Origin of the sequence: Blautia sp. MSJ-9, from assembly GCF_018919065.1 — a bacterium.
GTDB lineage: Bacteria > Bacillota > Clostridia > Lachnospirales > Lachnospiraceae > Blautia_A.
Window position 1 is genome coordinate 37,090 of record NZ_JAHLQG010000052.1, and the last position, 15,162, is coordinate 52,251.

The window sequence follows — 15,162 nt, forward strand, 5'->3', positions numbered from 1 at the left end:
CTGAAAATACCCTCCATTGTCTCTCAGACTTGTCCACATGAATTTATTTTTGTACCTGCTTCTATAGAGGAACTGTCTGACTTTATTTTCTCTAATAATCACTTGTCTGTCAATCCCCAAAATTCACCTGAAAGCAATGGAAACAAGAGTTTTACTTATAGCAATTCCATAAATTACTGCAAACAATCCAGTCCATCATAGCGTGAAGTCCTGCGTCAGATATCTTTGCTGTGCGTCAGCACGCCTGCAGATATCTTCCTTGTCCTTCGCATTCTGCTGAACTGTCTTGATTGCATTATTTTATGGAATTGCTATAGTTTGATCAAACAGGATTTCCATTTTCGTTCCCTTACCCGGCTCACTGTCCAGAAGAATCTTCGCATGATGCAAAACTGCACCATGTTTTACAATAGAAAGCCCCAGGCCTGTACCTCCGGTTTCACGTGAATGACTCTTGTCCACTCTGTAAAAACGCTCGAAGATTCTCTGTTGTTCGCTTTCCGGAATACCTATTCCGTTATCCTCCACACGAAAGTACGGTTTCCCATTGAGTTTTCCCACAAAAACCTTTACGTCTCCACCATCCTGGGTATAGCGGATGGCATTATCTGTAATATTGTAGAACATTTCATATAGTACATGGCGTACTCCCTGCATCTGTGCAGATTCGCCTGTATATTCCAGATTAATCTTTTTCTTTGCTGCCCTGTTCTGCAGATTGTTAATCACATCTTCCCCAAGTTCTCCGATATCAACCTGTTCAAACATAGTTTCTCCGTTCTTCTCATCCAGTCTGGAAAGCTGAATAATATCTGCAACCAGATTGGATAAACGCTCGGACTCATGAAAAATCCTGCCGGAAAAATCCTGTATCTTGTCCGGCGGTACCATTCCATTCATCATAAGCTCAGCATATCCGGAAATGGACATTAACGGCGTTTTTAATTCATGAGAAACATTTGCGGTAAATTCTTTTCTTGCACTCTCTGCGTTCTTCAGATCTTCCATTTGTTTCTTGATCTGCCGGTTCTGCTGATCCAGCCGAAACAGTAACGGCCTCAGTTCTTCATAACAGACATTGTCCAGCGGCTTTTCCAGATTAATCTGATTAATCGGTTCGATGAGCTTTTGTGTCTGGTTCTGTACCAGAAAAAACTCGATCACAAAGATCACACATACCAGTCCTCCAAGCAGTAGAAAACTGGATAACATAGTCATCAAAAGACTGTCTGTGGTCCTGGCCACACGAAGAACCTGATCATCTTTTAATTTTATCGCATAATAGAAAGTCTGTTTTGACAGGGTATCAGAATATCTGACCATTTCACCGAATCCCTTTTTCTCAGCTTCAATAAACTCTGGTCTGTTGCTGTGGTTTTCCATTTCAGAAGGATTCTCAATGCTGTCAAACAACACATCACCATCTTTTCCCAGAAGAGTGATGCGGCTGCTGGTGGCATCCCCTATCTTATCTGTAAGAAAGTCCCTTCCATCTTCTTCCAGTCCTGTTTTAATGTATGCAGCTTCGTCTCTGACACCTTGTTTCATATAAATATCATATCTGTTATACATGACAGTTCCTGCTGCCAGGAATGTAAGTACTACGGATAAGATAATAAGTAAACTGGTGTGACTGAATATTTTATGCTTCATTTTTCCACTCCTGTTTTTCGTCTGTTTTATCTGTTATGCACCGATCCTGTATCCCACACCCCGGATCGTTTCGATCAGATTTCCTGCCTCGCCAAGTTTCTGGCGCAGGGTTCTCACATGGACATCCACAGTTCTGGTTTCACCGTCAAAATCATATCCCCATACATGACAAAGAATCTGATTTCTTGTCATAACAAGTCCTTTATTTTCCAACAGATACTGAAGAAGTTCAAATTCTTTTCGGGTAAGATCGATCTTTTCTTCCCGGTAACGCACCTCATGACGTCCTACATTCAGATAAAGCTCGTCGTAATGCAGTTCCCTGTCTTCATTCTGACGGGTACTTCGTCTGAGAACTGCTTTTACTCTGGCAACAAATTCCATCATACCGAAAGGCTTGGTAATGTAATCATCGGCTCCGCCTTCCAAACCTTTTACTTTGTCAAATTCCGCTTCTTTTGCAGTAACCATAATCACCGGCACATCCTTTACAGACGGCATACTTTTCAGCTGTTCCAGAATGGTATAGCCATCATCTCCCGGAAGCATGATATCCAGCAGGATCAGCTCCGGTATCTCTTCTTTCAGCGCTTTCATCAGTTCATTGCCATTACCAAACCCCCTGGCTTTAAATCCTGTTGTTTCCAGTGTATAAATAAGAAGCTCCCTGATATTCCGCTCATCTTCTACACAATAGATCATTCTGCTTTGCCTCCCCTTTATTTATCACCTGCTTTGTCGTCACAAGTGTATTTCTTTTTTCAGTATACTTATTTTTTTATCCCTGTACAAGTAGATATCCGGCATCTGCTTCATTTCTTTAAAGCAAAAATCCGGCCATTTTCTCTGAAATATCTCTCAGATACTTCAGAGTGCCCGGATTTCCTGATCATGCAAATAACATCATCCGTTACTGTTCATTTCGTTCTCAGTAACGTTGCCAAAATTCATTCCAAATTGCCTACGGCAATGGAATTTTGGCTTGTATGTCTCGGGATTTTGGCATATTCATGCCAAAACACCTCGCGGGATAATGGCATGTGTACAGTAACCATCATCCATCTGTTTATTTTTATGAAAGCTGATATTTGATTCGTGCGTCTTCCAGTTCATGATAAAATGTTTCGTCCGGATGGCTCTTGACAATATTCAGATGACTGTGAGTATCATACAGATCTTCATTCACCTGCGTCACACAGACTCCAATATTGGAACAATGGTCTGCCACACGTTCCAGACAGGTTGTAATGTCTGAAAGGATAAATCCCATCTCTATTGTACATTCACCGTTTCTCAGTCTCTGTACATGACGACGTTTCACTTCTTTGGAAAGTTCATCAATCACTTCTTCCAGCGGTTCAATTTTCTCCGCAAGTTTCATATCCTGTTTGTCAAAAACTTCATATGCCGTATTTACGATATCTTCTACTGCCTGTCCCAGCACTTCCAGATCTTTCTTTGCATTTTCGGAAAACTTCAGTCCTTTTTCATAAAGCTCCTGTGCTGATTCCATAATATTTACAGCATGGTCAGAAATACGTTCAAAATCCCCGATACAGTGAAGCATAATGGAAAGGCTGTGACTGTCTGCTTCTGAAATATCTTTGTGGCTCAGCTTCACCAGATAAGTTCCCAGTTCATCTTCATAGCGATCAACCTTGGATTCCATGTTTTCCACACGTTCTACGCCTTCTTCACTGTATTTGTCCACCAGACTCAGCGCTGTAAACAGTGCATTGTGGGATTCTTCTGCCATTTTTCTGGCTGCATTGCGGCTCTGCTCTACTGCAAATGCCGGTTTCTCCAGGAAACGTGGTTCCAGAATCATAAATTCTCTGTCCTCTGCCGAAACAGCAACGTCCTCTTTTTTATCCCGAATCGTAAGACAGGCAAGTTTCTCCAGTCCCTTTGCAAAAGGAAGAAGAATGATCGTTGCAGTAACATTAAATACACTGTGGATAACAGCAATTCCTGCCGGTGTTGCTGCCTGATGGAAGAAAGAAAATCCAACAACTGCATTTATAAGATAGAAAACAGTCATAAAGATAACTGTACCGATCAGGTTGAAATACAGATGTACTGCTGCTGCACGTTTTGCATTCTTCTTGGCTCCGATTGCAGAAAGGATCGCAGTAATACAGGTTCCGATGTTCTGTCCCATAATGATCGGGATTGCTGCACTGAACGGTACTGCACCTGTAAGACACAGGGCCTGCAGAATACCTACGGATGCAGAAGAGGACTGGATCACTGCAGTAAGAAGGGCACCTGCTACAACACCTAACAACGGATTTGAGAATTTAAGTAACAGATTTGTAAATTCCGGTACTTCTGCAAGGGGTTTTACAGCAGAACTCATCATATCCATACCGTACATCAGGATTGCAAAACCAATAAAAATTGTTCCGATATCTTTCTTCTTTGAATCATTGATAAACAGAATGAAAATCACACCAATGATCGCAAGCACAGGGGAAAATGATGTTGGTTTAAACATCTGAATGATAAAATTGTCACTCTGTATTCCTGTCAGGCTTAAGATCCAGGAAGTGATCGTGGTACCGATATTGGCACCCATGATCACTCCTACTGCCTGTGATAATTTCATGATCCCTGAATTTACAAAACCTACTACCATAACAGTCGTAGCTGAAGATGACTGGATCACTGCTGTTACTCCCGCTCCCAAAAGTACTGCTTTTATCGGATTTGAAGTAAGATTTTCAAGAATCTTCTCCAGCTTTCCGCCGGAAACCTTCGCAAGACCATCTCCCATTGCATTCATACCATACAAAAATAATGCAAGGCCTCCGATCAATGTTAATATACTGAATAAATCCATGATTATTCTCCTTTTCCCTTTTCATAAGTATACGGTTATTTACTTTCTGCCATCTGCTGGCAGTCTCAGACATATGCAGGTATATATATGTTTTTTGTGATACATATCCCTGACTTGTTTCTCATCATAACCATACTTTGTAAAATCATCCCCATGAGAATGTTAAATCCATGTAAAATTTCCAGTCATCCTATTCATTCTATGCAAAGTTCCCATAAATCCATCCGCATTGTTAATATAAAAATAAAAAGAACCATTGCAAGAGATATGACACTAACCGGTGTTCATCTCTTACAATAGTTCTTTTATCAATCTGGATTCTGTATTTCGACAGTATTATTATCAGAATCCTCGGATTTCTTCATCTTCGGAACCGGTCTTATCAATAGAACGGATTTCCAGGAAGTAACTGTAGTTATCATTTACCTTTACTTCCACTCTGTCTCCAACCTTATGACCTTTTAATGCCATACCAATGGGAGATTCAATGCTGATGCGGTTTTCCATGGAGTTTCCTCTTATGGAAGTTACCAGCTTATATTTCTCAATCTCATCGTCTTCCTCGAAATATACCTCTACAATATCGTCCATTCCAACTTCATCGTCTTTGGAATCATCAGAAACAATGGTCGCTGTTTTCAGCATATTCTCAAGGTAGCGGATACGGCTTTCATTCTGATTCTTATGCTTCTTAGCCGCATAATACTCAAAGTTCTCACTCAGGTCCCCCTGGGCTCTGGCTTCCTTTACAGCTTCTATTGCCTCTTTTCGTACAACCAGCTTGCGGTGGTCGATCTCCTGCTGAATTTTCTCAACATCCTTCTGTGTAAGCTTTTCTCTCATGACTGCATCTCCCTTTTACTGTTTTTCAAGTCGTTTCTCTTTCATATATTGTGCCATCTCATCAGAAATATTGTCAATCAGATAATTCTTACTGCTCTGACGTTTCTCATGCCATTGCTGGCGGATCTGGTTTTCTGTAGCTTTTATTTCGTCACGAAGACCTCTGGCAGACATACGGTGAGCACCCTGTCCCATGATAATGATCTGCTCCAGTCCATCGGATGTTGCTACAGTTACCTGATTTTCCCGGCCAATCTTATGGACCGTTTTCTCAATGTACTGATCCGCTGTCTCAGCTTCTTTGGTGTAGACTACATGGATGTTATGATAAGTGATCACTTCCTCTGCATGGCCTTCTATCTTATAAGCATCAAATACAAGAATTAACGTACATTTCTTAAAGCCCTGATAGTTGCTCAGAATATCCATCAGTTTTGTCTGAGCTGCATGGAGATTTGCATCTGCCAACTCTTTTAAATCTTCCCAGGCATAGATGATATTGTAACCGTCTACAAGAAGATATTCTTTTTCTTTCTTCTTAGCAGAAGAACTGTTACGATAATAACTACCGCTGTCAGATTTTGAAGAAAATGTTCGTTTAAACTGTGGTTCTTTGTAACGCTTGACCGGTCCGAATGTACGCTCGAAAATGGCTTTCAGCTCTTCTTCATCCTCATAGCTTCCTACGCCGGCATTCCTGGGTGGACGATAACCCGAATCTGTCTGATTGTTACTATTCCTGTTTCCTGCTATACTTTCTTCACTATCCGATATGGTACTTCCCAGCTCAGACTCGTCAACCCCTTCCAGGTGCATATAATCCTCTACTTCATACCATGGCACCACAAATCCTGCTCCATGAGCACAGAATACAGAACCTGTGGGATTGTCCAGGTCACGTTCGGAATCATATCCAATCTCCGCTACAATCTCATCCTGATTCTGACATGGTGCATAGCCCTTCAATGAACAGAATAATCTGCCACGTCCCTTTGTATAGGAGGTTACCTGGGTTTGATAATCTCGCATCATTGATACAGGTGCACTGCCTTTCAAAACCATCATATCATCCTCATCTGCTTCCGGCTGCTGGAAGATTCCATTCATTTTCTGAATGTCAGTCATAGCACGCCCGATCATATCTCCCGGAATCTCAAGTCTGAACTCATAATATGGCTCAAGCAGTACACTTTTTGCTTTCTTTAATCCCTGACGCACAGCCCTGTACGTCGCCTGCCGGAAATCGCCTCCCTCTGTGTGTTTCAGATGGGCACGCCCTGTGATCAGTGTGATCTGCATATCTGTGATTGGAGAACCGGTCAGTACTCCCGGGTGCTCCCGTTCTTCCAGATGAGTCAGGATCAGTCGCTGCCAGTTACGGTCCAGCACATCCTCACTGCATGCAGTAAAAAACTGGAGACCGCTTCCCGGTTCTCCCGGTTCCATGAGCAGATGTACCTCAGCATAATGGCGCAATGGTTCAAAATGTCCCACACCTTCTACCGGTTCCGCAATAGTTTCTTTGTACACGATATTTCCTGTTCCAAATTCTACTGCTACATGGAAACGCTCCCAGATCAGATGCTTTAATATCTCAATCTGTACCTCTCCCATCAGCATCGCATGGATTTCTCCAAGCTGCTCGTTCCATACAATATGAAGTTCCGGTTCCTCCTCTTCCAGCTCTTTGAGTTTCTTTAGCATCTGGTGTACATCACAGTCCTCAGGAAGCAGAATTCTGTAGTTAAGAACAGGTTCCAGAACCGGCATCTCGGATTCCTGCTCTATTCCAAATCCCTGTCCTGGATGTGTCTGGGAAAGACCTGTCACTGCACAGATAGTTCCTGCAGGTGCCTCCTTTGCAAGCTCAAATTTCGCACCGGAATAGATACGGATCTGATCCGCTTTCTCTGTATCTGTAAGAAGTTCCTTTACCTTCAATGTTCCTCCGGTGATTTTCATATAGCTTAAACGATTGCCCTGATCGTCTCTGGCAATCTTGAATACTTTTGCACCAAACTCTGAAGGATATTCTGGTGTCTCACAGTATTTTTCCAACCCATGAAGGAATTCTTCTACCCCTGTCATTTTCAGAGCAGAACCAAAGAAACATGGGAAAAGTTTTCGCTCCCTGATCACTTTTTGGATATCTTCTGTTGAAATCTCTTCCGTTTCCAGGTATTTTTCAAGCAGTTCCTCATCACAGACAGAAACATCTTCCAGAAACTGAGACTGCAGATCTGATTTTTCCCAGGTGAAATCAACGCAATTATCACTTAATCGCTTCTTTAATTCTGCCAGAAGTTTCTCTTTATCAGTTCCGTCCTGATCCATTTTATTGATAAACAGAAATGTAGGGATCTGGTATCTTGCCAGAAGTCTCCATAAGGTCATGGTATGCCCCTGCACACCATCTGCACCATTGATCACAAGAATTGCATAATCCAGAACCTGCAGTGTCCTCTCCATCTCTGCCGAGAAATCCACATGTCCCGGCGTATCCAAAAGAGTTATCCCCCTGTTCCCCAGTTCAAACTCTGCCTGTTTGGAAAAAATCGTGATTCCGCGCTCCCGCTCCAGGTTATAAGTGTCCAGATACGCATCCTTATGATCCACACGCCCCAGCTTACGGATTTTTCCCGTTAAATATAAAATTCCCTCCGACAACGTAGTCTTACCTGCATCTACGTGGGCAAGGATACCTACAACAAGTTTCTCCATAGTATATTTAGAACTCCTTTTTTCTTATGAATAATCAGTATATATTTTTTAACGTTCTATCTGTCAGCTTTATCAGTTAATTATTTTAACATACTGATATAGAGAAATCCAATAGAGTTCTGCTATTATACGTTCATTTATTTCATATCACAATTAATTTTAAGCTCCATATTCAAGGCATTTTATATTTTTTTATTTTATAAATTGTATAGAAACTTTTTTATTCCTTATGTGTCCCTCTGACTACTTTGATTCCACGTTCTTCTATCATATTACAGATCTGTGTCATCCTTGGACATTCATGCTTTCCATCCGGGAGACGACAGACACCAACGTGGATGGTACTGATTTTTTCACTGACCAGTCTGTCTATCTTTTCCAGGATTCCTTTGTCTTCTATGGGGTCTGTCGGGTTGGCGTCTTTGCATCCATTGCAGGTCATCATTGCTGCCAGACAGGTATCTTCCGGATAATCCTGAAAGAAATCAGTTCTGTTCTGAAATGCTGTCAGGCATCCGACTCTGGCGCATACATTATTAGAATGAATACACGTCAAAATTCCTATTTTATTCATCTTTTTCCTCCATATATAGCAGGCCAGAGTCAAAAATTTTCCTGACTCTGGCCTGTCAATTCTCATATTATAAAAATAAAATATGCATCTTCCCGCGGCTGTCATTTACCACTTCCGAATCTACCTGGTAAATCCTTTTGATCAGCTCCGGAGTGAGTACTTCCTGTGGAGTTCCATATCCTTCCAGCACACCATCTTTCAATACATAAATCTTATCGCAGTATGCCGCCGCAATATTCAGATCATGGATAGCTGATATTACAGTTACGTTAAGTTTCTTTACCAGTTCCATCAGCATGATCTGATGTGTGATATCCAGATGGTTAGTCGGCTCATCAAGGATCAGTGCAGGTGTCTGCTGTGCAAGTGCTCTTGCCAGAATAACCCTCTGCTGCTCTCCACCTGACAGCGTAGAAAATGTGCGATCCGCAAATGCATCCATCTGTACCGTTTTCAGTGCTTCTTCAACAATCCGGTAATCTTTTGCATTATCCCGTTCCAATGCTTTCTTATGAGGTGCACGTCCCATCAACACGACTTCCCGTACGGTAAAATCAAAGTTGTAGTAATTGTGCTGTGCCACAACTGCCATTTTTCTGGCGGAGCTTTTTACGCTCATGGAATGGAGTTCTTCGCCGTCCAGATAAACGGCACCTGCATCTGGTTTCAGGATACGGTAGATGCATTTTAATAATGTAGATTTTCCGCTTCCGTTTGGTCCGATGATTCCTACCAGTTCCTTATCCTTTGACTCTATGGAAATTCCCTTCAGTATCTGTCTGGCGTGAAATCCAACCTGAATATCTTTTGTAGTAATCTTCATTACTTGCTACCTCCAAATCCATAGGATTTCCGCACAAGCAGATAAATAAAGCATGGAGCACCGATAATTGATACCAGCACACCAATCGGCATCTCAGAATTCTTCAGGATCACACGACATGCCACATCACACCAGATCAGAAAAGACGCGCCAAGAAGTGCGCTCAGTGGAAGTAATCTTCTGTGGTCAGTTCCAAACAGAATCCTGACTACATGAGGAATCACAAGTCCTACAAATCCAATCACGCCAGCACAATATACTGCAAATCCAATCATTACAGAAGCAACGATCAGGTAAAATGTTCTCAATCTGTGTAAATCTGTTCCAAGTGTGATAGAAACTTCATCTCCCAAAAGCATCAGATTCAGGTTTCGATACTGCGTCCAGAAGATGACCACACATATCAGAGTAACCGGAAGCATCACACCTACTCTGGCCCAGCTTGCCCCTGCAAGACTTCCCATGCTCCATTTCATAACTTCCGTAGCTGCATTTTTGTCATTCGTAATGTAAATAACAAAATTTGAAAAAGCAGAGCACACCGCACTGACCGCCATTCCGGCAAGGATCAGCTTAGCTGATGTTGCCTTTCCTCCCATATTTGCAATAGCAATAACTGCAAAGGAGGTAATCATTGCGCCAATAAAAGCAGTAACTCCAACAGAATTTCCGCCAAGAAAGCTTCCAATTCCAAGCATGATTGCCAGCGTTGCGCCAAGAGATGCACCGGATGAAATACCCAGTACATAAGGATCTGCCAGCGGGTTCTGCACGATCGCCTGCATTACTACGCCGCATACAGAAAGAGCCATTCCAACTGCCAGAGCCAGCAGGACTCTGGGCAGTCGGATCAGCCATACAACATCGTGAATTGCACCTTCTGCATAGGCAGACAGACTTTTTATATGAAATAATTTATAAACAATGACACTGTACACATCCTTCAGCGACAGATCAGCATTACCAAAAGTAATCGCCGCAAGTATGGAAAAAATAAGAAATCCGGCAAGCCCGATGAGGACTGCCACATACATGGATGCTCTGAACACATTGCCTTTTTTTGTCTGTGAAACCTGTTCTTTCACTGTATTTTCCTCAATCAGTCAAGATTAACGTCTGGATATAATCCTTTTGCAAATGTTTCGATTCCATCCTGTGTACGTGTTGCACTTGCATACATCTCGCTGAGCATGATCGGATAAACACGACCGTTCTTTACAGCGTCAAGACTCTGAAGTGCTTCGTCATCCTGAATAACTGCAAGCTGGTCATTCTTAACTGTTTCTGGATCATCTCCTGCATATGGCATATATACTACGAAAATTACGTCAGGATTTGCTGCAATAATATCTTCTTTTCCAACTGTAGAAGCATCCAGGTTTGCCAGAGTCGCACCTAACTGTGTTACCATATCTCCACCAAGGCTCTTTGCACCATAGTTTGTGATATCTTCTCCAAGAGGTTCCAAAACCATTACGCTTGGTTTCTCTTCTACATCTGCTGTTGCTGTAAGAGTTTTATCGATCACTGCCTTTGCATCATCTACGATTGCCTGTGCTTTGTCCTGTACATCAAAAATCTTTCCAAGGTTTAAAATATCTGTAAATTCATTTTCCAGAGTTCTGTCTCCGTCAGGGCGTGTGTTTGTGTTGTAATAGGTGTTGCAGCCTTTGTCGATCCAGTCTGTTACATTTCCGAGGTTTTTATCAGAGAACAGGGAACTCCAGGATAAGATCATGTCTGGCTCCAACATCGTTACAGTCTCAAGGGATGGGGTAAATTCATCAAGATAATTTGTTTTAGAGAATGCTTCTTTGAGATCATCCGGAACTTCATTATCAAGACCCGCTGTAGCTACAAGGCGGTCTTCCAGTCCAAGTTTCAGCATAGTTTCAATGCTTCCCTGATATACAGCAAGAACTTTCTCCGGTGCCTTTTCATAGGTTGTTTCAATTTCATTTCCATCATAATCATAGGTTGTGATGGTCAGAGGATATTCTGTCTTTGTACCTTCTGCGTCTGCTGTTTTATCTGCATCTGCTGAATCCTGTGCGTCTGCATCTGCATCTGCTGCCGGCTGGTTGTCCTCTTTGATCGTCTCAGAGTCTGCTCTCTCTGCTGCAAAAGCTGCCGGAGCTGCGGAAACTACCATAGCTGCTGCCATCATAATTGCCATAATTTTTGTAGATAAATACCTGTTTTTCATTTGACTTCCTCTCTTTTCGTATATGTCGTTTACTTGTTCGTGTAACCGAAAAGATGGGACTTCAGAAAAAGTAAAATAGAAGTGATAAAAATAACGGATACTTTTTACGGAAGCTCCTTCTTTACACTGTCAGGCAGGTTTCCTGACTCACAGATCACAAAAAGTTTCCACAAAATAAAAACTGATACAACATCCATGCTTCAGCAGTTCATGAATGTTGTATCAGAAATATTTCCAGATACTCTCTGGCAGCCGGATTCCGCCTTCTCACATATTTATGCAATGACATATTACAATCCCGCTTTTTTCTGTATACAGTGGCCGCAACCGTTCAGGCATTTCACCTGATTCCCTCTCACATTATCATACACAGAATCTGCATATGATAATGTTCACTTAACAGCTATTCAATTACGCTGATATAATTTTAGCACACTGCATTTATAATTACAACTATATTCGAGACACATCAAAATTCTTTCTTCTCCATAAGCCGTACACTACCCCCATAAGATCCCATATATACAATTACTGTAAACAATACAGCTCCGGCCAATACCATTCCCCGGTTCAGTCCATTCAGCCATGCATCGACTGCGTCTGCTGAAAGTCCAATTGTTTTTATCAGACTATAAACTACGGCAATTATAATAGCCCACATGACCATTGCAATATAACGTCCTTTTTCCGCTCCAAAATGTATTACAAGCGGGAGTGATGCCGTCAACATAAGAAGTGCCAGTGGAATGTATATCAGGCTGTCGATGATAGTCTCACTCAGGTCCCCCTGAAGCTCTGCCACGCCTTTGCAGATCACTCCCGTTATCGTTGTAATTCCCCACGCTGCAGCCGTAAGCCCTGCTCCCAGCAGATATTTCTCTGCCACATATTGTTTTCTGGTAACCGGCAAGGTCATAAGAAATGCAAGACCATTATCAAACTCATCATAACTTATAGTCGTAATGGCAAAAATTGCTGTGACAAACGTAAAATATCCTGCAGCAAAACTGCTACTTCCGCTTCCTGCCAGATTCAGGATGACTCCCATTACAATAACCAAGATAAAAAACTGTTTCTGCTGTTTCATCAGTTCTATATCCTTTACAAATAATCCCTTCATACCTGTTCCTCCATCATCACTACCAGATCATCAATCTTTCCATTCTCAATTACAACATCCGGGTAATTTTCCATATAAAATTGTTTCTGGTTTGTCAGACACCTGTATCCATAAGCTTCTTTCCGGATCTTAATAAGGTATTGCTGATCCAGTTTTTCGTACTCTTCTTCTGAAACCTTAAGAACTGCATAATCTGACAGCAGTACATCTGTATCCTCATGAAGGATAATTTTTCCGGCATGGATCATATAAAAATCATCACAAAGACTCTCCAGATCTGATGAAATATGCGAACTGATCAGAATCGAACTGCTTTCATTTTCTTCCATATATTCTCTCAGCATGTTCAGCACCTCATCCCTGGCAATCACATCCAGACCAACTGTAGGTTCATCCAGAATCAGCAGTTCTGCCTTATGGCTTAATGCTGCCAGTACTTTAAACTTTGCTTTCATACCAGTGGAAAACTCTTTAATTTTCTTGTCTGTGGACAGATTGAATCTCCTGCACTGCTGCAGAAATTTCTCTCTGTCAAAATCTGGATATATGCTTTTCATAATATTTGCCACGCCCTCTGCTGTCAGATACATACTGAAGCCTGAATCTGCAAAAACAACTCCCAGTTTCTGCTTATCCTCCGGCTTAAGCTCTTCTGCTTTTTTCCCAAAGACCTTTATCTCTCCGCCATCCGGATGAACCAGGCCAAGCAAAGCTTTAAATGTGGTGGATTTCCCGGAACCATTTCTTCCAATAAGTCCTGTAATCATCCCAGGCTGTACTTCCATAGAACAGTCCAGCGAAAAACCTCTATAATGTTTCTGAAAATGACTGATTTTCAACATGTCTTAGTCCTCCATGATCATTTCAAAAAGATTTCTGATTTCCTCATCGTTCAGTCCACATCTTCTGCCCTTCATGATTGCCTGCTCCAGATCATGTTCTACTTCTTTGAGCTGTTCTTCCCTCATCAGGTTTTTATTTGTGGCTGCAACGTAGGTTCCTTTTCCATGAACAGTGACGGTAAATCCCTCTTCTTCCAGATTGTCGTAGGCTTTCTTCACAGTCAGGGCACTGATCTTCAACTCCTTTGACAGACTGCGTACTGAAGGTAATACAGTGTCCGGCTGTAACTCTCCTCTGATAATCGCAGACTTAATCTGGTCTATGATCTGTTCATAAATAGGTACCATGGATGAATTATTGATTATAATATGCATATGTTTCTCCTCCATCTACAAACAGTATATAACAGCATATAACTGTTGTCAACTGTTTTATACTGTTATATTTCATCTGTTTAAAGAAAAAAGGATATCTTCAGTCACATAACGTTTCTGAAAATATCCCTTTTATATTATTCTGCCAAATATGCCTTCAGTTTCTCCATATCAGCTTTCATTACTCTCCGTCCCACCTCATAAATCTCCTTTAAATGGGCCGGATCACGCTCAACCGGTTTTGCACTGATGTCTCTGTCCGGGCGGATAACATGGATCCTGCCCTCTTTTTCCAGATATGCGATTTTATCCAGTATACGGTTATACTGAATATGACGTTCATCCAGAAGCTTTACAAGCTCCGGATACTCCCTGAACTTCAGTCTGAGCAGCGGCATCAGCTTATTATGTGCTTTTCTGTATCCCGGATGACGGGTACAGACTACCACATTTTTCTCATACCCCTGTGAAAGCATCCAGTTTACAGGAATCGGATCTGAGATACCACCGTCCAGATACATTCTTCCATTCAGCTTTACCGGCCTGGCGGCCAGTGGCAGGGAAGCTGATGCACGCATCCATTCCACATCCAACCTGTCTCCCATTCTGCATTCCTGATAGCAGGGTTTTCCTGTTTCAATATCTGTACATACAACCGTAAACTTCATGGGTGATCTGGCAAATGTCTCTGTGTCAAAAACATCCAGCTTCCAGGGCACCTCCCCATATGCAAAATCTTTGCTGTAAAGATCGCCGGTAGTGATCCAGCTTTTCAATCCCATATATCGTTTATCCTTGCAGAATCTGGTATTATAACGAAGGGTTCGTCCAATCTGGCGGGACTTATAATTACATCCAAAAATTGCACCGGCGGAAACGCCAACTGTAGAATCTGCATAAATCCCCTGCTCCATCAGCTCATCCAGAACTCCGGCTGTATACAGCCCCCGCATACCTCCACCTTCCAGAACCATTCCAAGGCCTTTCCTTTTATTGTCCTCCATAGTTTTTCTCACTTTCGTCTTTTTCTTAATGTCCTATAGCAATCCTCGTAAATAATGCATTTAAGACAGTCAATTGTATTTTTACTCATTTCATTTGAAAAACAAATTATTTAGAACATATTTTAACACCTTGAATGAAAATGTCAAACCTGTAATCTT

The 15,162-nt window shown here is 41.9% G+C and carries 13 protein-coding genes and 1 riboswitch; all 13 genes read right to left on the minus strand.

Annotation, left to right across the window (positions count from 1 at the left end):
• Positions 1–300: 300 nt before the first annotated feature.
• Positions 301–1,653, minus strand: a complete 1,353-nt coding sequence (locus KQI87_RS14685; RefSeq protein ID WP_216460781.1) for a sensor histidine kinase — start codon at positions 1,651–1,653, stop codon at positions 301–303.
• Positions 1,654–1,686: 33 nt separating this feature from the next.
• Positions 1,687–2,355, minus strand: coding sequence for a response regulator transcription factor (locus KQI87_RS14690; RefSeq protein WP_055153383.1), 669 nt, complete (start codon positions 2,353–2,355; stop codon positions 1,687–1,689).
• A gap of 370 nt (positions 2,356–2,725) precedes the next feature.
• Positions 2,726–4,495 carry a Na/Pi cotransporter family protein gene (locus tag KQI87_RS14695; RefSeq protein WP_216460782.1) on the minus strand — a complete coding sequence of 590 codons (1,770 nt, stop codon included), beginning with the start codon at positions 4,493–4,495 and terminating at the stop codon, positions 2,726–2,728.
• Positions 4,496–4,837: 342 nt separating this feature from the next.
• The gene (greA, locus tag KQI87_RS14700) at positions 4,838–5,338 is read right to left on the minus strand and encodes a transcription elongation factor GreA (RefSeq protein WP_117677284.1); all 501 of its coding nucleotides are present in this window, start codon (positions 5,336–5,338) and stop codon (positions 4,838–4,840) included.
• A 15-nt stretch (positions 5,339–5,353) separates the two neighbouring features.
• Positions 5,354–8,059: a translation factor GTPase family protein gene (locus KQI87_RS14705; protein ID WP_216460783.1), complete on the minus strand. Its 2,706-nt coding sequence runs from the start codon at positions 8,057–8,059 to the stop codon at positions 5,354–5,356.
• 220 nt (positions 8,060–8,279) lie between these two features.
• Positions 8,280–8,633 carry a CGGC domain-containing protein gene (locus KQI87_RS14710; RefSeq protein ID WP_216460784.1) on the minus strand — a complete coding sequence of 118 codons (354 nt, stop codon included), beginning with the start codon at positions 8,631–8,633 and terminating at the stop codon, positions 8,280–8,282.
• Between the two features lie 67 nt (positions 8,634–8,700).
• Positions 8,701–9,456: an ABC transporter ATP-binding protein gene (locus tag KQI87_RS14715; RefSeq protein WP_119234327.1), complete on the minus strand. Its 756-nt coding sequence runs from the start codon at positions 9,454–9,456 to the stop codon at positions 8,701–8,703.
• A complete protein-coding gene (locus KQI87_RS14720) occupies positions 9,456–10,541 on the minus strand; it encodes a FecCD family ABC transporter permease (protein ID WP_243009553.1) in 1,086 nt (361 codons plus the stop codon). The genes KQI87_RS14715 and KQI87_RS14720 overlap by 1 nt, the downstream gene beginning before the upstream one ends.
• A 14-nt stretch (positions 10,542–10,555) precedes the next feature.
• Positions 10,556–11,662: an ABC transporter substrate-binding protein gene (locus KQI87_RS14725; protein WP_216460785.1), complete on the minus strand. Its 1,107-nt coding sequence runs from the start codon at positions 11,660–11,662 to the stop codon at positions 10,556–10,558.
• Between the two features lie 115 nt (positions 11,663–11,777).
• A riboswitch (cobalamin riboswitch) is annotated at positions 11,778–12,051 on the minus strand.
• Positions 12,052–12,131: 80 nt separating this feature from the next.
• Positions 12,132–12,782 carry an ABC-2 transporter permease gene (locus KQI87_RS14730; RefSeq protein WP_216460786.1) on the minus strand — a complete coding sequence of 217 codons (651 nt, stop codon included), beginning with the start codon at positions 12,780–12,782 and terminating at the stop codon, positions 12,132–12,134.
• A complete protein-coding gene (locus KQI87_RS14735) occupies positions 12,779–13,624 on the minus strand; it encodes an ABC transporter ATP-binding protein (protein ID WP_216460787.1) in 846 nt (281 codons plus the stop codon). The genes KQI87_RS14730 and KQI87_RS14735 overlap by 4 nt, the downstream gene beginning before the upstream one ends.
• A gap of 3 nt (positions 13,625–13,627) precedes the next feature.
• Positions 13,628–13,999: a GntR family transcriptional regulator gene (locus tag KQI87_RS14740; RefSeq protein WP_008705927.1), complete on the minus strand. Its 372-nt coding sequence runs from the start codon at positions 13,997–13,999 to the stop codon at positions 13,628–13,630.
• 137 nt (positions 14,000–14,136) lie between these two features.
• On the minus strand, positions 14,137–15,003 hold the full coding sequence (locus KQI87_RS14745; protein WP_216460788.1) for a patatin-like phospholipase family protein: 867 nt from the start codon (positions 15,001–15,003) through the stop codon (positions 14,137–14,139).
• Positions 15,004–15,162 lie beyond the last annotated feature (159 nt).